The sequence below is a fragment of the Azospirillum sp. ST 5-10 genome (genome assembly GCF_051225715.1).
GTDB lineage: Bacteria > Pseudomonadota > Alphaproteobacteria > Azospirillales > Azospirillaceae > Azospirillum.
In genome coordinates, this window is sequence record NZ_JBPJSP010000029.1 from 1 (window position 1) to 22,531 (window position 22,531).

General features: G+C 70.2%; 20 protein-coding genes, 2 tRNA genes and 1 pseudogene. 12 read left to right on the forward strand and 11 right to left on the reverse strand.

Going from position 1 to position 22,531, the window contains the following annotated elements; translation table 11 throughout:
- Window positions 1-180, forward strand: a pseudogene (locus ACSBPG_RS24845) (globin-coupled sensor protein); the annotation flags it as partial.
- 108 nt (window positions 181-288) lie between these two features.
- On the opposite strand, the gene ACSBPG_RS24850 reads toward ACSBPG_RS24845, so the two are convergent.
- The 3 genes from ACSBPG_RS24850 to glmU form a co-directional block, all read right to left on the reverse strand.
- Window positions 289-365 (reverse strand) — tRNA-Arg (locus tag ACSBPG_RS24850).
- A 307-nt stretch (window positions 366-672) separates the two neighbouring features.
- Entirely contained in the window at window positions 673-2,499 is a 1,827-nt protein-coding gene (gene glmS / locus ACSBPG_RS24855; RefSeq protein ID WP_435539923.1) for a glutamine--fructose-6-phosphate transaminase (isomerizing), read from the reverse strand.
- A gap of 77 nt (window positions 2,500-2,576) precedes the next feature.
- Complete coding sequence (gene glmU / locus ACSBPG_RS24860) at window positions 2,577-3,929, reverse strand: bifunctional UDP-N-acetylglucosamine diphosphorylase/glucosamine-1-phosphate N-acetyltransferase GlmU (RefSeq protein ID WP_435539924.1); 1,353 nt, start codon at window positions 3,927-3,929, stop codon at window positions 2,577-2,579.
- 271 nt (window positions 3,930-4,200) lie between these two features.
- Here glmU and gph point away from each other — a divergent pair, with 271 nt between their 5' ends.
- The 3 genes from gph (at window position 4,201) to ACSBPG_RS24875 (ending at window position 6,800) form a co-directional block, all read left to right on the forward strand.
- Window positions 4,201-4,908: a phosphoglycolate phosphatase gene (gene gph / locus ACSBPG_RS24865; protein WP_435539925.1), complete on the forward strand. Its 708-nt coding sequence runs from the start codon at window positions 4,201-4,203 to the stop codon at window positions 4,906-4,908.
- Window positions 4,909-4,955: 47 nt separating this feature from the next.
- A tRNA-Val gene (locus tag ACSBPG_RS24870) sits at window positions 4,956-5,030 on the forward strand.
- 624 nt (window positions 5,031-5,654) lie between these two features.
- Entirely contained in the window at window positions 5,655-6,800 is a 1,146-nt protein-coding gene (locus ACSBPG_RS24875; protein WP_435539926.1) for a calcium-binding protein, read from the forward strand.
- Window positions 6,801-7,446: 646 nt separating this feature from the next.
- On the opposite strand, the gene ACSBPG_RS24880 is transcribed toward ACSBPG_RS24875, so the two are convergent.
- Together ACSBPG_RS24880 and ACSBPG_RS24885 are read right to left on the reverse strand one after the other, a co-directional pair.
- Window positions 7,447-7,776 (reverse strand): helix-turn-helix domain-containing protein, encoded by a 330-nt coding sequence (locus ACSBPG_RS24880; RefSeq protein ID WP_435539927.1) that lies wholly within the window; start codon window positions 7,774-7,776, stop codon window positions 7,447-7,449.
- 603 nt (window positions 7,777-8,379) lie between these two features.
- A complete protein-coding gene (locus ACSBPG_RS24885) occupies window positions 8,380-8,973 on the reverse strand; it encodes an N-acetyltransferase family protein (protein WP_435539928.1) in 594 nt (197 codons plus the stop codon).
- A 278-nt stretch (window positions 8,974-9,251) separates the two neighbouring features.
- On the opposite strand from ACSBPG_RS24885, the gene ACSBPG_RS24890 reads away from it, so the two are divergent.
- Entirely contained in the window at window positions 9,252-9,572 is a 321-nt protein-coding gene (locus ACSBPG_RS24890; RefSeq protein WP_435539929.1) for a hypothetical protein, read from the forward strand.
- Window positions 9,573-9,575: 3 nt separating this feature from the next.
- Here the strand turns inward: ACSBPG_RS24890 and ACSBPG_RS24895 are convergent, their stop codons facing one another.
- Window positions 9,576-10,511: a CDP-alcohol phosphatidyltransferase family protein gene (locus tag ACSBPG_RS24895; RefSeq protein ID WP_435539930.1), complete on the reverse strand. Its 936-nt coding sequence runs from the start codon at window positions 10,509-10,511 to the stop codon at window positions 9,576-9,578.
- The gene (locus tag ACSBPG_RS24900; RefSeq protein ID WP_435539931.1) at window positions 10,508-11,206 is read right to left on the reverse strand and encodes a phosphatidylserine decarboxylase; all 699 of its coding nucleotides are present in this window, start codon (window positions 11,204-11,206) and stop codon (window positions 10,508-10,510) included. Before ACSBPG_RS24900 ends, ACSBPG_RS24895 begins: the two co-directional genes overlap by 4 nt.
- A 128-nt stretch (window positions 11,207-11,334) precedes the next feature.
- Here ACSBPG_RS24900 and ACSBPG_RS24905 point away from each other — a divergent pair, with 128 nt between their 5' ends.
- On the forward strand, window positions 11,335-11,823 hold the full coding sequence (locus ACSBPG_RS24905) for a hypothetical protein (RefSeq protein WP_435539932.1): 489 nt from the start codon (window positions 11,335-11,337) through the stop codon (window positions 11,821-11,823).
- Window positions 11,824-11,838: 15 nt separating this feature from the next.
- On the forward strand, window positions 11,839-12,036 hold the full coding sequence (locus ACSBPG_RS24910; protein ID WP_435539933.1) for a hypothetical protein: 198 nt from the start codon (window positions 11,839-11,841) through the stop codon (window positions 12,034-12,036).
- Between the two features lie 130 nt (window positions 12,037-12,166).
- On the opposite strand, the gene ACSBPG_RS24915 is transcribed toward ACSBPG_RS24910, so the two are convergent.
- From ACSBPG_RS24915 to ACSBPG_RS24925, 3 genes are all read right to left on the reverse strand, one after another.
- Window positions 12,167-13,234 (reverse strand): LysM peptidoglycan-binding domain-containing protein, encoded by a 1,068-nt coding sequence (locus tag ACSBPG_RS24915; protein ID WP_435539934.1) that lies wholly within the window; start codon window positions 13,232-13,234, stop codon window positions 12,167-12,169.
- A gap of 410 nt (window positions 13,235-13,644) precedes the next feature.
- A complete protein-coding gene (locus ACSBPG_RS24920; protein ID WP_435539935.1) occupies window positions 13,645-14,526 on the reverse strand; it encodes a c-type cytochrome in 882 nt (293 codons plus the stop codon).
- Between the two features lie 3 nt (window positions 14,527-14,529).
- Window positions 14,530-15,003: a c-type cytochrome gene (locus ACSBPG_RS24925; RefSeq protein ID WP_435539936.1), complete on the reverse strand. Its 474-nt coding sequence runs from the start codon at window positions 15,001-15,003 to the stop codon at window positions 14,530-14,532.
- Between the two features lie 167 nt (window positions 15,004-15,170).
- Here ACSBPG_RS24925 and ACSBPG_RS24930 point away from each other — a divergent pair, with 167 nt between their 5' ends.
- Complete coding sequence (locus tag ACSBPG_RS24930) at window positions 15,171-15,755, forward strand: TIGR00730 family Rossman fold protein (RefSeq protein ID WP_435539937.1); 585 nt, start codon at window positions 15,171-15,173, stop codon at window positions 15,753-15,755.
- Window positions 15,756-15,935: 180 nt separating this feature from the next.
- Entirely contained in the window at window positions 15,936-17,159 is a 1,224-nt protein-coding gene (locus ACSBPG_RS24935; protein WP_435539938.1) for an NADP-dependent isocitrate dehydrogenase, read from the forward strand.
- Between the two features lie 43 nt (window positions 17,160-17,202).
- Here ACSBPG_RS24935 and ACSBPG_RS24940 read toward each other — a convergent pair whose 3' ends face one another.
- Window positions 17,203-18,177, reverse strand: a complete 975-nt coding sequence (locus ACSBPG_RS24940) for a LysR substrate-binding domain-containing protein (protein ID WP_435539939.1) — start codon at window positions 18,175-18,177, stop codon at window positions 17,203-17,205.
- 129 nt (window positions 18,178-18,306) lie between these two features.
- Between ACSBPG_RS24940 and ACSBPG_RS24945 the strand changes: the two genes are divergently transcribed.
- From ACSBPG_RS24945 to ACSBPG_RS24955, 3 genes are all read left to right on the forward strand, one after another.
- Window positions 18,307-19,278: an MBL fold metallo-hydrolase gene (locus ACSBPG_RS24945; protein WP_435539940.1), complete on the forward strand. Its 972-nt coding sequence runs from the start codon at window positions 18,307-18,309 to the stop codon at window positions 19,276-19,278.
- A 512-nt stretch (window positions 19,279-19,790) separates the two neighbouring features.
- On the forward strand, window positions 19,791-20,243 hold the full coding sequence (locus ACSBPG_RS24950; RefSeq protein ID WP_435539941.1) for a (2Fe-2S)-binding protein: 453 nt from the start codon (window positions 19,791-19,793) through the stop codon (window positions 20,241-20,243).
- A gap of 3 nt (window positions 20,244-20,246) precedes the next feature.
- On the forward strand, window positions 20,247-22,490 hold the full coding sequence (locus ACSBPG_RS24955) for a molybdopterin cofactor-binding domain-containing protein (RefSeq protein ID WP_435539942.1): 2,244 nt from the start codon (window positions 20,247-20,249) through the stop codon (window positions 22,488-22,490).
- Window positions 22,491-22,531: the final 41 nt, after the last annotated feature.

The following is a 22,531-nucleotide window of genomic DNA, read 5'->3' on the forward strand; positions in this document are numbered from 1 at the left end:
CAGCAGGCGGCCCGCGGCACCCAGAGCGTGACCGACACGGTGGGCCACGTGAACGCGTCGGCCTCGGAAACCGGCGCCATCGCCGAGAACGTGCTGGGCGCCGCCGCCCAGCTGCATCGCCAGGCGGATTCCCTGCGGTCCAGCGTTCATACGTTCCTGGGGAGCATCAGAGCGGCATGAGCGCCCTGAAGACGGGCTGACGGAGTCGGCCGGCGGCGTCGGTGCGCCTAGCCCGATCGCTTCAATCCCTTCGCGGAGGGGTGCTAAGCGCTTGGGCGGTAAGGGAAATGGCGGACCCGGCGAGATTCGAACTCACGACCTCTGCCTTCGGAGGGCAGCGCTCTATCCAGCTGAGCTACGGGTCCCCGTCGCAGCGGAAGCGCACCATAGCGCAACGCTTTCGCAGGAGCAAACACCGAATTGGGTCCGTTCGCCGCTTTTTGCCGGGCCGCGGCGGGCGTCCGTCGCCCCCGTCGCCAACGGACGTGCGGGGGACGGCGGCGGCCCGAGCGGCGGCACCGAGCGGCGCCGTCGGCGGATCTTCCGCCGTTTCGGTGCCCCGCGGAACACCTCCTGCGGGGCTCTCCGGTCTCCCCGTCGCCCCCACCCCGCCGCGGTGTCCGGGGGAAGGGTGGAAGCTATGGAGAAACGCGTCCTGTCGCTCCGTCCGCCTCACTCCACGGTGACGCTCTTGGCGAGGTTGCGGGGCTGGTCGACGTCGGTGCCCTTGAGCACGGCGGTGTGGTAGGCCAGGAGCTGCACCGGGATGGCGTAGAGCAGCGGCGCCACCAGCGGGTCGCAGGCCGGCAGCTCGACCGACCAGCGGACCTTGTCCGCCAGCTTGTCGATGCCCTTCTTGTCGGCGAGCAGCAGCACCTTGCCGGAGCGCGCGCAGACCTCCTGGACGTTCGACACCACCTTCTCGAAGAGGTGGTCGGACGGCACCAGCACGATCACCGGCACGGAGTCGTCGATCAGCGCGATGGGGCCGTGCTTGAGCTCGCCGGCGGCGTAGCCCTCGGCGTGGATGTAGCTGATCTCCTTCAGCTTCAGCGCCCCCTCCAGGGCCAGCGGGTACATGGCGCCGCGGCCGAGGTAGAGCACGTCGCGGGCCTCCGAAACCTCCATGGCCAGCTCGCGCAGGCGCTCGTCGTGGGCCAGCACCTCGGCGGCGCGGGCCGGCACCTCGCGCAGGGCGTGGGCGATCGACTGCAGGCGCTCCGGCGCAATGGCGCCGCGGGCGCGGCCCACCGTGACCGCCAGGCAGGCCAGGGTGGTGAGCTGGGTGGTGAAGGCCTTGGTCGAGGCGACGCCGATCTCCGGGCCGGCCATGGTGTAGAGCACGGCGTCGCTCTCGCGGGCGATGGTGCTCTCCGGCACGTTGACCACGGAGAGGATGTGCTGGCCCTGGCGCTTGCAGTAGCGCAGCGCCTCCAGGGTGTCGAGCGTCTCGCCGGACTGCGAGATGAAGACGGCGACGCCGCCCTCCGGCATCGGCGCCTCGCGGTAGCGGAACTCCGAGGCGATGTCGATCTCCACCGGCACCCGCGCCAGGGTCTCGAACCAGTACTTGGCGACCAGGCCGGCGTAGTAGGCGGTGCCGCAGGCGACGATGGTGATGCGCGGCGCCTTGGCGATGTCGAAGGGGAACTCGGGCAGCGCGATGTAGGAGGTCTCGGGGTTGATGTAGGCGTTGAGCGTGTCGCCGATGACCTGCGGCTGCTCGTAGATCTCCTTCAGCATGTAGTGGCGGTAGCCGTCCTTGCCGATCAGCGCGCCGGAGACGGCGGTCGTCTTCACCGGGCGCTCGACCACCGCGTCGCCGGCGTCGTGGACGGTGCAGCCGGTGCGGGTCACCTCGACCCAGTCGCCGTCCTCCAGATAGCAGATGCGGTTGGTCAGCGGCGCCAGCGCGAAGGCGTCGGACGCCAGGTACATCTCGCCGTCGCCGTAGCCCACCGCCAGCGGCGTGCCGTGGCGCGCGCCGATCATCAGCTCGTGCTCGCCGGCGAAGATCAGCACCAGCGCGAAGGCGCCCTCGAAGCGCTTGAAGGCGGTGGCGGCCGCCTCCACCGGGGTCATCTCGTGCCGCTCGAGATAGTAGGTGACGAGGTGGGCGATCACCTCGGTGTCGGTGGCGCTCTCGAAGACGTAGCCGTGGCCCTGCAGCTCGGCCTTCAGCTCGGCGTAGTTCTCGATGATGCCGTTGTGCACCACCGCCACCCGCGGCGTGGCGTGGGGGTGGGCGTTGTTCTCGGTGGGACCGCCGTGGGTCGCCCAGCGGGTGTGGCCGATGCCCACCGTGCCGGGCAGCGGATCGTCGCGCAGCTTCATCTCGAGGTTGCTGAGCTTGCCCTCGGCGCGGCGCCGCTCGATGCGGCCGTTCACCAGGGTCGCCGCGCCGGCGCTGTCGTAGCCGCGGTATTCCAGGCGACGCAGGCCTTCGACCAGGCGCGGAGCCGCGTCATGGATGCCGATGATGCCGATGATGCCGCACATGTCGAACCGTTCTCCTGAGACTGTCGCGGGTTTGGCGGTGGGAGCGGGGGGTGGTGGACGTCGCTCGCGGTGTCAGCCTACGCCTTTTTCGCCTTATCGTTTTGCTTCCGTTCGCGGAAGCCGGCGGCCCAGGCGGGGTAGGCCTGTTGCCGGCCGCGCGCCACCGCCAAAGCGTCGGCGGGCACGTCCTCGGTGATCACGCTGCCGGCGCCGACGATGGCGTCGTCGCCCACCCGCACCGGCGCCACCAGCGCGGTGTTGGAGCCGATGAAGGCGCCGGCGCCGATGTCGGTGTGGCTCTTGCCGAAGCCGTCGTAGTTGCAGGTGATGGTGCCGGCGCCGACGTTGGCCTTGGCGCCGACCCGGGCGTCGCCGATGTAGGCGAGGTGGTTGACCTTGGCGCCGGCCTCGATGCGGGCGTTCTTGATCTCGACGAAGTTGCCGATGTGCGCGTCGGGGCCGATCTCCGCCCCCGGGCGCAGCCGGGCGTAGGGGCCGACCTGGGCGCCCGCCTCGACCCGCACCTGTTCGAGGTGGCAGAAGGGCTTGATCTCGACGCGGTCGCCGACGCTCACGCCGGGGCCGAAGACGACGAACGGGCCGACCACCACGTCGCGGCCGAGGCGCGTGTCGAAGGAGAAGGTGACGCTGTCCGGGTCGACCAGGGTGGCGCCGTTGTCCATCGCCGCCTTGCGCAGGCGGCGCTGCAGGATGCGCTCGACCTCGGCCAGCTCGGCGCGGGAGTTGACGCCGATCACCTCGGCCGGGGCGCCCTCCACCACGGCGCAGGGCATCGCCTCGGAGCGGGCGATCTGCACCACGTCGGTCAGGTAGTACTCGCCCTTGGCGTTGGCGTTGCCGATGCGGCCGATCAGCTGGGCCATGCGGCTGCCGTCGAAGGCCATCAGCCCGGCGTTGCACAGGCCGACGGCGCGCTCCTCCGGCGTGGCGTCCAGGTATTCGACGATCTTCTCCAGCCCGCCGCGGGCGTTGAGGATGAGGCGGCCGTAGGCGCCGGGATCCTCGGGGCGCATGCCCAGCACCACCACCGCGGGGTCGCTCGCCTGGCGGCGGGCGTTGACCATGGCGCGCAGGGTGTCGGGGGTGACCAGGGGGGTGTCGCCGTAGAGCACCAGGACGTCGCCGCGGAAGCCCTCCAGCAGGCCGAAGGCGGCGCGGACGGCGTCGGCGGTGCCGCGCTGCTGCTCCTGCACGGCGGTGGGGTAGGGGGCGACGGCGGCGGCGACGTCGTCCATGCCGGGACCGACGACGACCACCACGTGGTCGGGGTCGAGCCCGGCCACGGCGGCCAGCACGTGGCCGATCATCGGCCGCCCGGCGACGCGGTGCAGCACCTTGGGCAGGTCGGACTTCATGCGCGTGCCCTTGCCGGCGGCAAGGATGACACAGGCGAGGGGGCGTTGGGTCATGGCGTTCCCTGTTCGACGTCGCGCACCGAGCGCTCCCCTGGGGGGCGCGGCGCCTAGATGACACAGCCCGCGGGGCGTACCCAAGTCAACTTTTGTGACACGCCGTTACACGTGGCGGGGAGGACGAACCCCCTGTGCCCGAGGTATGGACCGCCCGCGTGCACTGCAACGTCACCGGTCGGCGTACCGCCGCCGGGCCGTGCCCCTTTGCACCGCCCGGCGGCGATGGTCTATGCAGACGGTGCGCCCCCGCAGCCGGAGAGTCCGCCCGATGACCGACGCCGCCGCCCCGTTCCCGCCCGCCCCGTTCCCGCCCGTCGTCGTGTTCGACCTCGACGGCACCCTGATCGACAGCGCCCCCGACATCGCCCGCGCCGTCAACGCGACGCTGGCCGGCTACGGCCGGCGCGCCGTGACGGTGGCGGAGGTGCGGCGCATGGTCGGCGACGGGTCGGCTAACCTGGTGCGCCAGGCGTTCGCCGCGACCGGTGCGGCGGCGGCGGAGGAGACCGTGGCGGAGGCGCTCGGCCGCTACCTCGACCTCTACTTCGCCCAGTCGGCCGAGCCTTCCTGCCTCTATCCCGGCGTGCCGGAGACCCTGCGGGCGCTGCACGCCGCCGGGGTGCGGCTCGGCCTGTGCACCAACAAGCCGGAGCGCATCACCCGCAAGCTGCTGGCGCCGCTCGGCCTGGAGCCGCTGTTCGGGGCGGTGGCGGGCGGCGACACGCTGGCCGTCCGCAAGCCCGACGGCCGCCACCTCGGCTGGGTGATCGAGCGCCTGGGCGGCGGCCCGGCGGCGATGGTCGGCGACAACGCCAACGACGTGAAGGCGGCGCGCGCCGCCGGCGTGCCGGTGGTGGCGGTCAGCTACGGCTATCCACGCATGCCGGTGCCGGACCTCGGCGCCGATCTGGTGATCGACCGCTTCGCCGACCTGCCCGACGCGCTGGCCCGGCTCAAGCCGTTCTTTCCTTGTTGACAGGCGCCCCGCGACCCCTTAAATACGCCGCTCACCGCTTGGACGGCGGGCGCGTAGCTCAGCGGGAGAGCACTCCCTTCACACGGGAGGGGTCACAGGTTCAATCCCTGTCGCGCCCACCATCTTTTCCCATCAGATCAAAGCACTGGCGGACCTCCTAAGGTTGCCTGGGCAGCCCCTCCGTGGCGCACGTGCCGTGAACGGACACTTTCGATCCGGTGCTCGGTGCTCTGGACACCCGTTCGACGTGCCCAGGTGAAAGCGTCGCGCAGGTCGTCTCCGCCCCCCCCTCGCCGAGTCGCCGAGGGCGGCATCGGTCACAGGCCAGCCCCCCACACCATCCGCGTTATCGATCGTCCGCCGTCCCGTCGCGCACGATCTCCTCGCTCGTGACAAGATAGCGACTCCCCAGCCCTGGACTGGCGCGCCCGGCGCTCACAGGAGGTCTCTGATACCCCCCCGAGCCGAACCCCTGACACACGAGTGCCCCCACCCCACCCTCCCCGCGGCGCAGCCGTGGCGAGGGTGGGGTGGCAGAAGGCGTGTCAACCATTCCGCCCGACGGTATGATTGGGGGCGTCACAACCGGTTCGGTTGCATCTCCGCGAGCATAAGTCCGCCAAGTTGGTTGCTACTCGATCGGGGAGACTCTGCCATACTCGCAAAAGCCGTGCGCTTGGCTTCGCGTATCTGCCCTGGGTGATATGTCGTCAGTCGTGCGCCCATCCATGACTCTGGAGGCGGGAATGCTCGTATATGAGGACTATGCCTACCTGGACGAAACTCTTTATGGTTCGTCCGGAGACGACATATTTTTGCTTTCAGAGATCGGCCCCGGCACAAATTTTCTGTATGGGCTTGCCGGAGCTGATATCTTTCTCGGTCTTGGCCAGTCGCCGACGGTGGTCTATGGCGGATCGGGCAACGATACATTTGGGTTCGCCGGTACCACTGCGACCAGCCCTGCCTATGATAGGATCGGCCTCATCGAAGACTTTTCGTCTGGAGATGAGATTAGGATTTCCACAACCGGACAACCAACCCTTGTTGATCTTGCCTCGATTCCGGACTATGCCAGCGCTCCCTATGTGATTGGGTACATGGCGAACTACGTCAGTTCCAGTGGAACGTACGGTGTGCTGCTGGCAGAGACGAACGGCGACACGACATGGGACCACGTCGTCACCTTCAGTTCGGTGTCGTCGCTGAACATGGCCCTTGAGCCGACGACGGTCGGTAAAGTCGCGATATTCAGCGTGGGCGGCAGCACGGTGGTGGAAACGCCGATCCCGGTCCCGGATGGGGCGATTTCCGGATCGACGTCGGGGGACAATCTTGTGGGCACCGGCGACGGTGACGAGATCTACGGCCTCCAGGGTGCCGACACGATCTCCGGCATGGCCGGCGACGACGCGTTGTATGGCAACTTCGGAATGGACAGTCTGGCTGGCGACGCCGGCAACGATTCCCTGTTCGGCGGCCAGGATGGCGATACCATGTTCGGCGGCTCTGGTGACGATGACATCTACGGCCAGATCGCGTCCGACAGCCTCGTCGGTGGTGATGGCGCCGATGAGATCTTCGGCGGCCAGGGCGGGGATACCATCAGCGGCGGCGAGGGCAACGACTGGCTGACCGGCAACCGTGATGACGACCTGTTGTATGGCGGTGCCGGGGCCGACACGTTCGTGTTCAGGGAGACGATGGGCACGGACACCATCGCCGACTTCAATGCCGCGGAAGGTGACAAGATCGAGTTGCTGGGATCCCAGACATATGTTCTCACCGAGTCGGAGGGGAATGCCATGCTGCGATTCGACAGCGGCGATCAACTGGTGTTGGCTGGGCACCGGGCCAGCGAGGTGAACGACGGGTGGTTCACGGTTCTGTAGGAACGCCGACTTGGCCTCCGGCATGACGAGGTGGAAAAGGGGAGCATTCCATCGGGGCTGGGGGCGGTCAGCGACCGGAAGATCCGCGACCAGCGGTGATGTTCCTGCGGCGTCGATAAGGGGCAGTGTCTTGACGGACGGTGCGCCCAGTACGGAGAGGCCCGGGTTATGGCGGGGCCTGTCTTGGCCGAGCGGCTGTCATCGATGATCTGACCGTTGATCCCCTGGGGCGGCGGGAGCCGCGGGCGTCCACCAGCAGGTGGCCGCGTGGCGCCCGCCGGGATACTGAACATCCCGAGGATCGGCTTCCCGCCCCCGGGAAGTATCTACCGGTCGACAACACGACCGCGAAGATCTTGCGGGACGCCGCGCCGTCGCTGAATGGCGGCTCGCTTGATTGACGCCTGCACGCAGCGAGCCCGCTTCGGTGAAGGTGCCCCCGGAGCCTGTTATGAACCTGGCGCTTGATGACAACCCGTGATGACTTGTATTTTTCTTCTTTGGCGGCTCTGGAGGTCTTGGCTTTTGCCGAACGCCCCGGCCAGGCCGACGCTTCACCTTAGTCCACTGGTGGAAAGCAGGCATTCGTCGGAGTCGTCGACAAGTCAAAAGCGGTTGTGGTCGGCCATTGCGTCCCTAATAAGCTCTAGCCGTCCCGCTCATTCTGGTCACGATACAGATCAGCGAGGTTGCGGATGTGTTCGCGGACCTTTTCTCGGACGGCGGGTGTGAGGGCCCGTATATTGGCGATGTCTTCGCTTTCTTCCTTTGATATCCCGGGGCCATAAGGAAGAAGGTCCCACGGATTACATCCCAGTGCGCGTGAGAGGCGATCCATCCAGGCTTGAGTGAGTTTGCGCTCGCCACGTTCCAATCGACCAATCTGCTGATTGGTGGTGTGGGCCGCATCGGCGAGCCGGATCGTCGACCAGCCCTTGGCTTCGCGCAGTTGGCGAATGCGATTGGGGTATTCCATCACGCCACTCAACCAATTTGACGGAGGTTGTGCCACAACCAATGTGGTTGACTGACGCGAGCGTTCATCCGCGCCTCCCGCTCAAAACGGCGAATCTGCCACGCGACGGTTCGCTTGGTCCGGGCCGCGCTGGGCCGGACCTCATTTGGCTGCCGCCGCCCTGATCCGCTCGGCACCGTGCTGGCCGTGGCCCCGCGCGACTGGCCATCGAGGTTTCTGCAGTTGCGGGGCATGGTGGATGGTGCCTGTCGCCTTCTTATGGCCCGCGCCCGTCCCGGCAAACCGGCACCCTACGCGCGACTCCGACGACGCTTCGACCAGGCATCGGCGGAGGCACGATCAAGAGTTTCGGATGCACGGGCATGGGCATTGAACCGGCGCCGCGCTACGCTTGGGGCCCAGTGAGGAGGCGAGCATGAGCGACGACACCACGAAGCCGGCCCGAGCGGACACCGGGGCGTGCAGCGACGATGACCTCGGCGGCGCTTCCGGAGGCGTCACCGTCGTCTTCGACGGAGTCGAACTGCCGCAACACCTGGGTCAGCTTCGCTCCGTTCGGGAGGGGCGGCAAGCCGCGCTGACACGGTTGCGCGGAAGGGCGGCTCACCGCGCCAGCGACCGCCGCAGCAGCACGCTGCCGCCGTCGTGCGGCAGGCGCGCGTGCCAGGGGATCGCCGCCACCGCGACCTCGGTGAAGCCCTCGCCGGCGTAGAGGCTGCGGGCGGCGGCGTTGTCGGCCCACACGTGCAGGGTCAGCCGGTCGTAGCCGCCCTCGGCGGCGCGGTGGTAGCTCCAGGCGAGCAGCCGGCGGGCCAGCCCGTGGCGGCGCCAGCCCGGCTCGACCGCCAGGGCCGACAGGAAGTGGCTGCCCCAGTCCTGGGTGTTGTCGAACGGCTCCAGGTGGGCCAGCCGGTCGGTCGGGATGAAGCTGCGGTCGGCGTCGCGCATCCAGTCCGTCGGGTGGGCGTGGGCCACGCCCACCACCCGGCCGGCCGCCTCCGCCACCGCCATGTGGCGGTGCGAGAAGGAGCCGGCGCGGCCGGCGATGCCCGGCACCAGCATCGCCCCGGCGTCCATCCCCGGCACCAGGCCGTCCAGCAGGAACTCGTAGACCCCGCCGCCGGCGGCCAGCACCAGCGGCGCGATGGCCGGGGCGTCGTGCGGTTCGGCGGGGCGGATGCGGATGTCGGCGGCCATGATGGTCCCTGATGGGATGGAAGGGGGAAGGGCGGACGGGGTGCGACCAATGTGGCGCGTCCGCCGGCCGGCGCCAAGCGCGTGCCGAAAGGACGCGGGCCCCGGCGGTTGACGGCTGCCGGGCCGCTCGTCTAGGGTGTCCCCATGGACGGACACCGCTTTCTGCTGCGTGCGCGAATTATCGGCCCGGCCCCCGTGTGAGGGCCGGGACCTTTGACGCGCCGGCCCGGGACCGCTCCCGCGCCGGCCTCGCCGACCGCAGAGCAGGAGCCTTTCCCGTGTCCGTTTCCGCCGTTTCCCCCCTCGTGCCCGCCGCCGAGGCGCGGCCGGCCGACCCCGCCCGCACCGTCACCTTCACCCTGCGCACCGACGCCGAGCCCGGCGTGCTGCCGCGCGTGCTCGAGCTGTTCGCCAAGCGCGGCCTCGTCCCGGCGGCGCTGCGCAGCGACCTCGCGGCGGACGCCGAGACCCTGGCCATCGCCGTCGAGGTGACCGGCATGGCGCGGGCCGAATCCGACCATGTCGCCAATTGCCTGCGCAGCATCCCCGCGGTCATGCAGGTGCTCACCGGCGAGCGCCGGCTCGACGCCGTGGCCTGACGCTCAGCCGTGCTTGCCGCCGCCGTGGGTGTCGTCGCGGGGCGGCGGCCCGGCGGCCTCACCGGCGGCCGCCGCTCCGGCCTCGGGCTCGTCCTCGGCCTGCTCCGCCTCGCTCTCCTTCATCAGCGCCGCGGCCCGCTGCAGCTTGCGGAACTGGGCGACCGAGAAGGGCAGGGTGGCGAGGTAGGCGAGGCCCAGCGCCGTCAGGGTCCACCAGGGCTGGCTGACCAGGAAGGCGGCCAGCAGGCCGACGCCGACCAGCGCCGGAACCACCAGCCGCTGCGGGACGCGCAGCCCCTTCAGCGAGAAGGTGGGAATGGTCGAGATCATCAGCCCGCCCATGCCCAGCATCCACGGCACCACCAGGACGGGGTGGCCGGTGACCTCGGGATCGGTGGCGAAGCCGGCGATCAGCGGCAGCAGCGCCAGGCCCGCCCCGGCGGGCGCCGGGATGCCCGTGAAGTAGTTGAAGGCGAAGGGCGGCAGGTCGGGCGCGCCGAGGCGCGAGTTGAAGCGGGCCAGCCGCAGCGCCGCGCACACCGGGAAGGCCAGGGTGGCGATCCAGCCCAGGCTGCCGGCGCCGTCGAGCGCCCAGAGATAGATGGTCAGCGCCGGCGCGACGCCGAAGCTGATGACGTCGGCCAGGCTGTCCAGCTCGGCGCCGAACTTGCTCTGGCCGTTCAGCAGGCGGGCGATGCGGCCGTCCAGCGCGTCCAGCACGGCGGCGATCATGATGGCGATCACCGCCGGCTCCCAGCGCTCCTGCATGGCGAAGCGGATGCCGGTCAGGCCGGCGCACAGCGCCAGCACCGTCAGCACGTTGGGCAGCAGATGGTTGAGCGACAGCCCCTTGAGGCGGGGGTGCGGGCGGCGCGGCCGGCGGCGGCGGAAGGTGGGGGGCTTGAAGACGCCCTGGGCGAAGACCGGGTTCCGCTTCATCGGCGGACCTCGCCGAGCCGTTGCGCCTCGTGGGAGGCGAGATCGGCCAGCACGGTCTCGCCGCCGATCGCCGTCTGGCCGACGCACACCAGCGGCATGACCCCGTCGGGCAGGTAGATGTCGGTGCGGCTGCCGAAGCGGATCAGGCCGAATCGCTGGCCCGCCTTGACCGCCTGCCCGGGCTTGAGCGTGCAGATGATGCGGCGCGCCACCAGACCGGCGATCTGCACGTAGGCGATCTCGCGCCCGTCGGGCAGGCGCTGGCGCACCGCCATCCGCTCGTTTTCGTCGCTCGCCTTGTCCAGGGCGGCGTTGAGGAAGCGGCCGGGGTGGTACTCCGCCGCCACCACCTCGCCGTCGCCCGGCACGCGGTTGACGTGGACGTTGAAGACGTTGAGGAAGATCGAGATGCGCGTGCGCTGCTGCGGGCCCATGCCCAGCTCCGGCGGCGGCACCGCCGGAACGATCATCGTCACCCGCCCGTCGGCCGGGCTGACCAGCAGCCCGTCGCGGGCCGGCGTCACCCGGTCGGGATCCCGGAAGAAATAGACGCACCAGGCCGTCAGCAGCAGCCCCAGCCAGCCCAGCGGCTCGGCGACCATGACGCCGAGGAGCAGGGACACCACGGCGAATCCGGCGATGAACGGCCAGCCGGCGCGATGGATCGGAACGAGTACGGTATCGATGGCGGTCATCGCCGGGCCTTCACCCCTCCTGTTCGAAAGCCGCGCATTCTAGTCACGCCGTCCCCGCCTTTACAGAATTTTAGCGGCCTCGGGCGGATTCTGCCGACCCCTGAACCCACAAGAATGGGCGAGCCCCCGTGTCCGTTCCCCTTTCCGCCCGGCTCGACGCGATTCCCTCCCTGGCCGAGGTGGCGCGGGCGTCGCTGCCGCTGGGCGTCAACGCCGTCGTCATGACGCCCGAGGGAGTCCTCGGCATCGCCCGGCCGCCGCGTCCGTCGCGGCTCAACTTCTTCGTCGAGGGCCTGCCCTTCCACGCCGCCGTCAGCCCCGACGAGCGCGACGGCACCGAGGGGGCCGTCTGCCAGATCTGGGCCGAGGTCGGCCACATCCCCTACAGCGCCCAGTCGCCCGACCGCCGCCGCCGGCTCTTGGAGGTGCTGCGCGCCATCCAGGCGGTGCCGGACCTGCAGCGCGCCCGTTTCCTGGTCCAGGAGGGGCAGAAGATCCTGCTGTTCAGCGAGACCCGCGTCGACGGCCACGTCACGCCCGAGGACCTGATCCACGAGACGGTCCTGCTGATCCAGGAGGCCCGTCCGTTCCTGCGCATCCTCGGCGACCATCTCTGAAGGATCCGTTGGGGGGTGCGCCGGCCGCGCACCCTTGCCGGGAACATCGAACCCGCTTGCCCGTTCGTAAGACACACCGGCCCGCTGTCCGTTGCGGACAAAGCCCGATGCCGGCGCGTTTTATCGAAGGAGGGGCAGATGAGCAGCGTGTTCTACATCATCGGCGTGGTCGTCGTGGTCATCGCCGTCCTCAACCTGGCCGGCGTCGTCTAGAGCGGGATCACACCAGGTGGACTCACCTGGAGTGTGAATCCCGCTCCGGATCCGCATGTTCAGAGCAGGAGTCACGCTTTTGGCCGGACCGGGCAAAAGCGATCTTGCTCTGGACGCCCGTCCGTCCGGCTCAGTTCGCGACCGGCAGCGTGAAGATCTGCCCCGGATAGATCAGGTCCGGGTTGCGGATCTGATCGCTGTTGGCGCGGTAGATCAGCGTGTACTGGAAGCCGTCGCCGTAGGTGCGGCGGGCGATCCGCCACAGGCTGTTGCCGGGCTGGACGACCACCGTGCCGTCGCGCGGCATGTCGGGCGGCACGTCGGAGACCTGGACCGGCAGCTCGACCCGCGACGTCACCTTGCCCGTGTCGGAGACCTGGTCGGCCCGCAGCGTGTAGATGCCCGGGTCGATCAGCCGGTCGGGACGCAGGCGCCACTGCCCGTCGGGGTCGGTGCTGGCGCGTCCCACCAGCAGGTTGTCGAGATAGAGTTGGACCGCGCTGCCGGGCTGCGCCTTGCCGCCCATGGCGACGTGGCCGGCCTCGTCGTAGTCGAGGGTCTCCACCGAGACCCCGCCGGGCGGCAGGGGCGGCAGGGTGGCGACCGAGGCGCCGCCGCGCGCCGGCTCGGCCGGCGCGTCCGTCGCCGCGGCCACCGCCGCCGCGGCGGCGGGCTCGGGCGGTGGCGGCGCCTGGAGGACGGTCGACGCGCCCAAGCCGTCGCGCGGGACCGCCACGGCCAGCGCCTGCGACGGCCGGTCGGCCGGTCGGCCGGCGACGTCCCGGTCGGGATGCGGCACCACCAGGACGACCACGTCCTCCGACGGCACCGGCGAGTCCGTTGCGTCGCTCCCCGACGTCCGTGCGGGCGGGTCGCCGGGCGTCCGGGCCAGCAGGCTCAGTTCGCGGCTGCCGGGCGGCAGCGGATCGGACGGCAGGAACACCCATTCGCCGCGCTTGTCCGCCCGCACCTCGCCCAGCGGCTGGCCGGCATCCATGATCGTCACCCGCGCCTCGGGAGCGGCGCGGCCGGCGATCACCGCATCGCCGGCCGGGGTGATGCGCACCACGTCGAACGCGGGCGGCAGCGGCGCCGGCCGCGCCGGCGCGGCGGCCTCCGGCGCCGCGGAGGGCGTGGCGGCCGCCGGCGGAGCCGCGGCCGTCACGGCCGGTTCGGGCTTGGCGGCGGGAGCGGGCACCGATTGGATGTCGGATGGCGCCGCGGCCGGCGCAACGGCAGCGGCGGGTGTCCCCGGGGCGGGCGCCGGAACAGTGGGGGCAGGCGCGGCCGGCGCGGCGGCCGGCGGCGGAGCGGGCGCCGGCGCGGGGCGTGAGACGGCAACCGCGGCCGTCCGAGGCGCGGGCGGGGCCTCGGTCCGGGTACCCATGATGATCGCGGCGCCGCCCGCCACGAGCGCGGCCGCGCCGCCGAGAACGAAAAAGGCTTTCAACGCCGCACATCCGCATCGGATCGCCGACCGAAGCGGTCGGTTGTCACTGAAATATCCGCCCTTCTGCGCGTCGGATCAACTGCGCAGTACGTCCGGAGACGGCGATTGCGTACGGTTTCGCGGTCGTTTCGTGGTCGTGTCGCGGCGGCCGTCGGCCGTCAGCGGTCGGCCGGCAGCGACTTCAGGTATACGGCCATGGCATGGCGGTCCTCGCGGGTCAGCTTGGAGGTGGAGTTGGTGACGACCTCGCCCATGGCGCCGCCGGCGAAGTCGCCGTCGGGCATCATGCCGATTTCCAGGAACAGTTCGAGATCCCCGACCGACCAGGCGCCGATCCCACGGTCCGGGTCCTGCGTGATGTCGGGCACGGCGTCGCCTTCGGGACCGTCGGGATTGCCGGTGAAGAGGGCGTCGCGGTCGAGCCCGCCAAGGAGCGTGCGCGGCGTGTGGCACTCGCCGCAGTGGCCAAGCGCTTCCACCAGGTAGCGCCCGCGGTTCCACTCCGCGGACTTGCCGGGATCGTCGGGCCGCGGACCGGCATCGAGATGCAGCCACTGCCACACCGGAAGGAGGAAGCGCCAGCCGAAGGGCGGGTCCAGATCGTGGGGCCGGTTCGGCGTCGCGACCGCCGGCCGCGAGAACAGGTACGCTCTGAGGTCGGCGATGTCGCGGTCGCTCATCCGCGTGTACGAGGGGTAGGGGAAGGCGGGGAACAGCGCCGTGCCGTGCGGTCCCCGGCCCTCGCGCAGCGCCGTCCGGAAGTCGGCGTCCGACCAGGCGCCGATGCCGTGCCGGGGATCGGGCGTGATGTTGGGGCTGTAGAAGGTGCCGAAGGGCGTCTCCAGCGCCCGTCCCCCGGCCAGCGGCGCGCCGCCGCCCTTCCCGTCGGTGTGGCAGCCGTAGCAGCCGGCGGCCGCGAAGACGTACGCGCCGCGGGCGACCGGGTCGTCCGACGCGGGGTCGGCGGCCGGCGGCTCGGCGGCGCCCGCCGCGGCGGCCGGCGCCGTCGCCAGCGCGAGGAGAAGGGCGGCCGTCCGCACGGTTCAGTCCTTCTTCTGGCGGAAGTCCTCGTGGCAGGACTGGCAGACCTTGCCCACGCCCTGCATCGCCTTGGCGATCTGCGCCCGGTCGCCCGAGGCCGCGGCCGTCTTCAACTGCTCCGCGGCCGGGCTCAGGTCGTGCCAGTAGGATTCCGCCTTGGACCAGTTCTGCCACAGCTCGGGCTTGACCTCGCTGTCGCCGACGCCGATCGCGGTCCCCTCGGGGAACACCGTCCTGGGGTCGGTGGCGGCCACCTCCTGGATGGCGGTCGCGGCGGACTGCACGTCGGCCGCCGTCGGACCCTCGTTCTTGACGAAGCCGCCGACGGCCTTCATGCCGCCGCCCATCTTCTTCATCAGCTTCTCGCGCGCTTCGACCTGCGCCATCGGGTCGGCGGCCAGCGCCAGCCCGACGCCGCCGGCGAGGGTGGCGGAAACCGCAACGGCAGCCAGGACGTTCAGCAGAGGCGTACGCATGTGGTGTGGTCCCTCCCAGGACGAACGTGGTTGCAGCGGGCCGACTGCGATCCCGGTCCCCCGCCCGCGGGCGGGGCCGGTCTTGTCATTCCCGCAGCGATGGTGTAACGGGCAGCGGCTTCCGGCCAATCACAGGATCGTGAGGCCGCTCGACGGAAGGCTGTGCGATGAAGACCCCGAATTCCGTATGCGTCTACTGCGGCTCGTCCAGCCGCGTCGCCGACGGCTACAAGGCGGCCGCCCACGCGCTGGGCGACGGGCTGGCACGGCGCGGCATCCAGCTCGTCTACGGCGGCGGCCGGGTCGGCCTGATGGGCATCGTCGCCGACGCGGCGCTCGCCGCCGGCGGCCGTGCGGTCGGCATCATCCCCGAGCACATCCAGACGCTGGAGGTCGAGCACACCGGGCTCACCGAACTGCTCGTCGTCGACAGCATGCACACCCGCAAGCGGCTGATGGTGGAGCGGTCCGACGCCTTCGTCGTGCTGCCCGGCGGCCTCGGCACCCTCGACGAGACCTTCGAGATCCTGACCTGGAAGCAACTGCGCCTGCACGACAAGCCGATCGTCGTCGTCAACGTCGACGGCTACTGGGACCGGCTGCAGAGCCTGGTCGACCACATGACGGCGGAAGGGTTCTGCCGGCCGGAGCACCGGGACCTGTTCCGCGTGGTCGATGCGGTCGAGGACGTTTTCGACGCCCTGGCGCAGCAGCCAGCACCGTCGCACGGCACCGCGTCGAGCCGGCTCTAGGCCGTTCCGCCGCGCCTTCCTTTCTGCGGCGCGGCGGTCTATAAAGCCGCCGTTGCCTCCGTCCGGGACCCCGGGATTCCGAGCGCGACACCGGAACACCCCGGGGGACGCCCGCTGGATGGCGCGCCCGGCGCCCATGGACAATAGACGCCCACACCCCAAGGGGGAGAAACCGCACCCATGACGAAGATTAAGGTAGCCACGCCGGTCGTCGAGCTCGACGGCGACGAGATGACGCGCATCATCTGGCAGTTCATCAAGGACAAGCTGATCCTTCCCTACCTCGACATCGACCTCAAATACTACGACCTGGGCATCGAGGAGCGCGATCGGACGAACGACCAGATCACCGTCGATTCGGCCAACGCGATCAAGCAATACGGCGTCGGCGTGAAGTGCGCGACCATCACTCCGGACGAGGCGCGCGTCAAGGAATTCAACCTCAAGAAGATGTGGAAGTCGCCGAACGGGACGATCCGCAACATCATCGGCGGCACCGTCTTCCGCGAGCCCATCGTCTGCAAGAACATCCCGCACTACGTTCCCGGCTGGCAGAAGCCGATCGTCATCGGGCGCCATGCCTTCGGCGACCAGTATAAGGCGACCGACTTCGTGGTGCCGGGCGCCGGCAAGCTGACCATCAAGTGGGTGCCCGAGGGCGGCGGCACGCCGATCGAGCACGAGGTGTTCGACTTCCCCGGTGGTGGCGTCGCCATGGGAATGTACAACCTGGACGAGTCGATCGAGGGCTTCGCCCACTCCAGCTTCGTCTACGCCCTGGAGCGCGGCTTCCCCGTCTACCTCTCGACCAAGAACACGATCCTCAAGGCCTATGACGGGCGCTTCAAGGACATCTTCCAGGCCGTCTTCGACGCCCATTACGCCGACAAGTTCAAGGCCAAGGGCCTGACCTACGAGCACCGCCTGATCGACGACATGGTCGCCTCGGCGCTGAAGTGGGAAGGCGGCTTCGTCTGGGCCTGCAAGAACTACGACGGCGACGTGGAGTCCGACGTGGTGGCGCAGGGCTTCGGCTCGCTCGGCCTGATGACCTCGGTGCTGATGACGCCGGACGGCAAGACCATCGAGGCCGAGGCCGCCCACGGCACGGTGACGCGGCACTACCGCGAGCACCAGAAGGGCAAGGAGACCTCGACCAACCCGATCGCCTCGATCTACGCCTGGACCCAGGGTCTGGCCTTCCGCGGCAAGTTCGACGACACCCCGGACGTCGTCCGCTTCGCCCAGACGCTCGAGAAGGTGTGCGTGGAGACGGTGGAGTCCGGCTACATGACCAAGGATCTGGCCATCCTCATCGGTCCGGAGCAGCCGTGGCTGACGACCCGCCAGTTCCTCGACAAGTTGGACGAGAACCTGCAGAAGAAGATGGCGGCCTGGAGCTGACCGCTCCGCTCGCCGCTCGCCGCCGCGGCTCCGCGGTGGCCGTTCACGACGATCGCCGGGGGAGCGTACGCTCCCCCGTTTCGTTTGTGCGGCCCTGCGCTTGCGCCCGCCCGCTCTCGACGAAGGCTCCCAGCGCCCGCAGGTGCCGGTCCAGCCCGTCGACGAAACGCCGCACCTTCAGGGGGATGTAGCGGTTCGACGGGTAGACGGCGTGCACCGGGTGCGGCTCGTAACGCCACTCCGGCAGCACGCGTTCGAGCCGACCCTCGGCCACGAGGGGCTCCAGGATCAGCCCATGCACGAGGCCGATCCCCAACCCGGCCAGCATGGCCTCCTGGATGAGCAGCGCGTTGCCGGAGCGGAAGGTGGGGCGTGAGGGAACCTCGACCGCCTCGCCGTTCCGACCGAGGAGCGGAACGCGTTCCCCCGCGATGAGCTGGGCGTGGAGCAGGTAGTCGTGATCGACCAGATCGCCCGGGTGCCGCGGCCGGCCGCGACGGTCGAGATAGGCGGGCGCCGCGGCCAGGCAGCGTTCGATGGCGCCGAGCTTGCGCACGACCAGGCGGTCGTCGGCGACGGCCCCCAGGCGGATGACGACGTCGAGACGTTCCGCCATGACGTCGACGAAGCTGTCCGTCAGCGCCACGTCGAGCAGAAGGTCCGGATTGGCCCGCTTGAATTCGATGAGGTAGGTGGCCAGGACGCTGGCGCCGAAATTGATCGGCGCGCCGACGGCGAGACGGCCGCTCATCGTCCGGCCGAGATGGCCGACCGTGCGGTCGGCCTCGTCGAGCCGTTCGAGGACGGCACGGGCATGCTCCAGATAGTGCACGCCCGCCTCGGTGAGGGACACCCGCCGGGTGGTCCGGTCGAACAGCCGGACGCCGAGCCGCACCTCCAGCGCACGGATCTGCTGGCTGACCGACGGCTGGCTGCGGCCGAGCTCCCGCGCGGCCGCCGAGAAGCTACCGGTCTCGCAGACGCGAACGAAGCTGGCCAGGGTCGTCAGCCGGTCCATCGGCGCGTCGGTCCGGATTGATAAGCCGGCCTGATAGGTGCCATTGCCACGCGCCCGCTTCAAGAGATCCCGCAGCGGTGGAAGATGGCACCGCTTCCGGTCCGGATGCGTTCACACGGAGTTCCATCGATGTCGCCGTCCCGTCGCGGATTTCTCTCTGCCGCCGCTGTTGCCGCCGCCACCGTCGCCGTGGGTGGCGCGGCGCTCCCGGCACAGGCCCGGGCGCCTTTGGCGGGCGTCCAGGTCCCCGGTGTTCTGCGCCGCAAGATCGGCTCGGTCGAGGTGACCGCGCTGCTCGACGGCCATCTCGACGTCGCGCCCGAGGCCCTGGTCGGTGCCGACGCGGCCGAGGCGGAGGCCCTGGCGCGCGCCGCCTTCCTGCCGCCCGGTGCCCGCCGCATCCCGGTCAACGCCTACCTCCTCAACCTCGGCGACCGGCTGGTGCTGGTCGACACCGGCGCTGCCACCGCGTTCGGCCCGACGCTCGGGCGGCTGCCGGCCATGCTGGCCGCCGCCGGCGTGACCGCGGAGCAGATCGACACGGTGCTGATCACCCACATGCACCCCGACCACATCAACGGGGCCGTGACGGCGGAGGGAGGACCGGCGTTCGCCAACGCCGAGCTGGTGGTAACCGAACGCGACCATGCGTTCTGGCACGACGATGCCCATCTGAACCGCGCCGCCGACGCGGTGAAGCCGCTCTTCGCGGGGGCCCGTGCCGCGGCGGCGGCCTATGGCGGCAGGCTGCGGCGGATCGGTGGGGAGGGCGACGCCGTCGGCCCCGTGCGCACCGTGCCGCTGCCCGGGCACACCCCGGGGCACGCCGGCTTCCTGCTCGAGTCCGAAGGCGAGGGCCTGTTCATCTGGGCCGACACCGTCCACGTCGCCGCCTACCAGTTCGCCCGGCCGGAGTGGGGCCTCGCCTTCGACGTCGACGCGCAGCAGGCCGCCCAGACCCGCAAGCGGGCGTTGGACCGCGCGGCGGCGGACCGCATGATGGTGGCGGGGATGCATCTTCCGTTTCCGGGCTTCGGTCACGTGGTCCGGGACGGCGCCGGCTACCGTTTCGTCCCGGCCGAATGGGCGTTCACGCTGTAGGGTGCGGCGGGGGAAACCCCGCCTGCCGCCCGGCGCGCTTTGCCGACCGGACGCTTTTCGGTGCCAGCGCGCCAGCATCAAATCCGGACGCTTGCGAAGATATCACGGATTTCCAAGCATAGATCGCTTCCATAGGCCGACCTATCGTATCGCCGTGATGATGGAGGCGATGCGATGAATGGCGCCACGATCCAAGCGACAGGTTCTCCCAATGACAACCGCATCCCAGCGCATGTGATCTTGCGCTGTGGGATCGTTGACCTGTCGAAGGTCCCTCCGTGTCCTTTCCGTAGCGGTGCGCGTCCTGTCACGGCATCCCGCCCGGCCGGGGCCGGACAGGTTCCAAGCCTCCCGGCATCACCTGGAACCGCCAATCGCTCGACGCCGCCCATGGGGCGCCGCGCGGCGTGACGCGCCGCTCGCGGGCGGCCGTCCGCGCTGCCGACGCCGCGCGACGCGCGGCGACCGTCGACGTCCTCGAACGTCAATCCCCAGATGGAAGAGACGCCATCATGACAGCCTTCATGATCAACGGGCGCGCGGTCGACGTGGCCGCTGCACCCGACACGCCCCTGCTTTGGGTGATCCGCGAGCATCTGAAACTCACCGGCACCAAATTCGGCTGCGGTGTTGCGCAATGCGGCGCCTGCACCGTCCATGTCGACGGGGTGCCGACACGCTCCTGCCAGACCAACCTGGAGGACGTTGCGGGCCGGGAGGTGACGACGATCGAAGGTCTGTCGCCGGACGCCAGCCATCCCCTGCAGAAGGCCTGGATCGCCGAGCAGGTGCCGCAATGCGGCTATTGTCAGTCGGGCCAGATCATGCAGGCGGCGGCGCTTCTGGAAAGCACCCCCGCGCCGACCCGCGACGAGATCGTCGCGCATATGGAGGGAAACATCTGCCGCTGCGGCACCTATGTCCGCATCATCAGCGCCATTCAGCGCGCCGCACGGGAGGGCTGAGCCATGATCCGGACTGTGAGGGTCCATTGCCGGGCCCTTTCGCGGCGCAGCGTCCTCGTCTCGGCCGGCGGCCTCGGCGTTGCGGTCGCGTTCGGGGGGGTGCCCGTCCTCGCCGACGGCGCGGGCATGCCCCCGGTCGCCGCCCCGGTCGTCGCCCCGGTCGTCGGCGGCCACTTCCGTCCCAACGCCTGGGTCACGGTCGCCGCGGACGGCAGCGTGACCATCATCTCGCCCGCCGTCGAGATGGGGCAGGGAATCATGACCACGCTGCCGCTGCTCGTCGCCGAGGAGATGGACGCCGACTGGAACCGCGTCCGGGTCGTCCAGGCGCCGTCCGATGCCGAGACCTACGGCAATCCCGGATTCTACGGGATACAGCTCACCGGCGGCAGCGAGTCGACCCGCGGCTACAACGCGCTGCTTCGCCTGACCGGCGCCCAGACCCGCCTGATCCTGCTGTCGGGCGCCGCCACCATCTTGAAGGTGCCGGTGACGGAGCTGGCGACCGAGCCCAACCGCGTGGTGCATCCATCCTCCGGCCGATCCCTCGATTACGGCGAGATCGCCGCCAGGGCGGCGCTTCCCGATCCGCTGCCGCAGGCGACGGAGGCCGACCTGAAGCCGAGCGACCGGTGGCGTTACATCGGCAGCCGGACGATCCGGCGAGTAGACGTGCCCGCGAAGGTCAATGGAAGCGCCGCCTTCGGCATCGACGTCCAGCGTCCGGACATGCTGTACGGCGCGGTTCTGCGGGCGCCGGTCCAGGGCGAGCGGCCGGAGGCCATCGATGACGCCGAAGCCAGGGCGCTGCCGGGCATCGTCCGCATCGTCCCGCTGGCCTACGGCGTCGGCATCATCGGCAACACGGTGGAGGCGACCAGACGCGCCAAGGACCTGCTCTCCGTCTCCTGGAGCGCGACCTCACGGGTCCGCCGCTACGGCAGCGCGCGGCTGCTCGACGCGTATCGCGCCATCGGCCGCGACACCGGGCGACCAGGGGTGCAGGCGCACAGCCGTGGCGATGCGGACGCCGCCATCGCCGGCGCGGCGACGGTGATCGAGGTCGACTACATGAGCGACCATGTCGCCCATGCGACCATGGAGCCGATGAACGCCACCGCGCTCGTCACCGGCGACACGGTGGAGCTGTGGGCGCCGACCCAGGGGCCGACGGGCACGCAGGGGTTCGCGGCGGCCGTGGCGGGCACCACGCCCGACAAGGTCAAGGTGAACACGACCCTGCTCGGCGGCGGCTTCGGGCGCAAGGCGGAGGCGGATTTCATCGAGGACGCGGTGTCGCTGGCCAAGGCCGTGGAAGGGCGGCCGGTCAAGGTCATCTGGAGCCGTGAGGACGATATCCGGCACGACAAGTTCCGGCCCCTCGAGGCACAGCATGTCACGGTCGGCCTCGATGCGGCGGGGACCATCGTCGGCTGGCGGCATCGCATCGTCGCCGACTCGATCTTCGCCCGCACCATGCCGTCGCTGTTCGAGCAGGCCGGCGGCCACGACGACGTCGTGACCGAGGGCGCCCTGTTCAACTACGCCGTGCCCGCCCACCAGGTCGAGTATCTGCGACAGGACAACGGTCTCGCCATCGGGTTCTGGTTCGCGGTGGGGGTCGGATACACCCGGTTCGCCATCGAGTGCGTCGTCGACGAGATCGCCGCCGCCAGAGGCGTCGATCCCGTGGCGTTGCGGCTGGAGCTGCTCAAGGACCGGCCCCGGGCCCGCGCGGTGATCGAGACCGTCGCCCGGATGGCGCAGTGGGATCGCGCGCGCGATGGTCGCGGCCTCGGCCTGGCCTACTCCGACGCCTTCGGTTCCCATTGCGCGCAGGTGGCCGAGGTTTCGCTCGACCGCGACAGCGGCGTCATCCGGGTGCACAAGGTGTGGTGCGCCATCGATCCGGGCGTGGCGATTCAGCCCCTCCACATCGAGGCGATGATGATGACCGGCATCACCAACGGCACCGGCCATGCGCTGTTCGAGCAGATCAACATCGTCGACGGCGAGGTGCAGGAGTCGAATTTCGATACCTACCGGGTGATCCGCATGTCCGAGGCGCCGGACATCGAGGTGGCCGTGGTGCCGACGCCCGGTGCTCCGTTCGGCGGCATCGGTCAGGCGGGTCTCCCCCCGACCGGCCCGGCGATCGCCAACGCCGTCGCGCGGCTCACCGGGGGCGTGCGGCTGCGCCACTATCCGTTCACCCCGGACAGGGTGAAGGCGGCGCTGAACGCCTGAACCGGGCCCGGCTCCCGCCCCTCCCACGCCGGCGAGCGCGC

Excerpts from the sequence above, each read along its gene's own strand:
- glmU (WP_435539924.1), bottom strand. The coding sequence starts at position 3,929 with ATGACCCAACGCCCCCTCGCCTGTGTCATCCTTGCCGCCGGCAAGGGC.
- ACSBPG_RS24955 (WP_435539942.1), top strand. The coding sequence starts at position 20,247 with ATGATCCGGACTGTGAGGGTCCATTGCCGGGCCCTTTCGCGGCGCAGC.
- ACSBPG_RS24950 (WP_435539941.1), top strand. The coding sequence starts at position 19,791 with ATGACAGCCTTCATGATCAACGGGCGCGCGGTCGACGTGGCCGCTGCA.
- ACSBPG_RS24885 (WP_435539928.1), bottom strand. The coding sequence starts at position 8,973 with ATGGCCGCCGACATCCGCATCCGCCCCGCCGAACCGCACGACGCCCCG.
- ACSBPG_RS24940 (WP_435539939.1), bottom strand. The coding sequence starts at position 18,177 with ATGGACCGGCTGACGACCCTGGCCAGCTTCGTTCGCGTCTGCGAGACC.
- ACSBPG_RS24900 (WP_435539931.1), bottom strand. The coding sequence starts at position 11,206 with ATGACCGCCATCGATACCGTACTCGTTCCGATCCATCGCGCCGGCTGG.
- ACSBPG_RS24930 (WP_435539937.1), top strand. The coding sequence starts at position 15,171 with ATGAAGACCCCGAATTCCGTATGCGTCTACTGCGGCTCGTCCAGCCGC.
- gph (WP_435539925.1), top strand. The coding sequence starts at position 4,201 with ATGACCGACGCCGCCGCCCCGTTCCCGCCCGCCCCGTTCCCGCCCGTC.
- ACSBPG_RS24895 (WP_435539930.1), bottom strand. The coding sequence starts at position 10,511 with ATGAAGCGGAACCCGGTCTTCGCCCAGGGCGTCTTCAAGCCCCCCACC.
- ACSBPG_RS24875 (WP_435539926.1), top strand. The coding sequence starts at position 5,655 with ATGCTCGTATATGAGGACTATGCCTACCTGGACGAAACTCTTTATGGT.
- ACSBPG_RS24935 (WP_435539938.1), top strand. The coding sequence starts at position 15,936 with ATGACGAAGATTAAGGTAGCCACGCCGGTCGTCGAGCTCGACGGCGAC.
- glmS (WP_435539923.1), bottom strand. The coding sequence starts at position 2,499 with ATGTGCGGCATCATCGGCATCATCGGCATCCATGACGCGGCTCCGCGC.
- ACSBPG_RS24880 (WP_435539927.1), bottom strand. The coding sequence starts at position 7,776 with ATGGAATACCCCAATCGCATTCGCCAACTGCGCGAAGCCAAGGGCTGG.
- ACSBPG_RS24925 (WP_435539936.1), bottom strand. The coding sequence starts at position 15,003 with ATGCGTACGCCTCTGCTGAACGTCCTGGCTGCCGTTGCGGTTTCCGCC.
- ACSBPG_RS24945 (WP_435539940.1), top strand. The coding sequence starts at position 18,307 with ATGTCGCCGTCCCGTCGCGGATTTCTCTCTGCCGCCGCTGTTGCCGCC.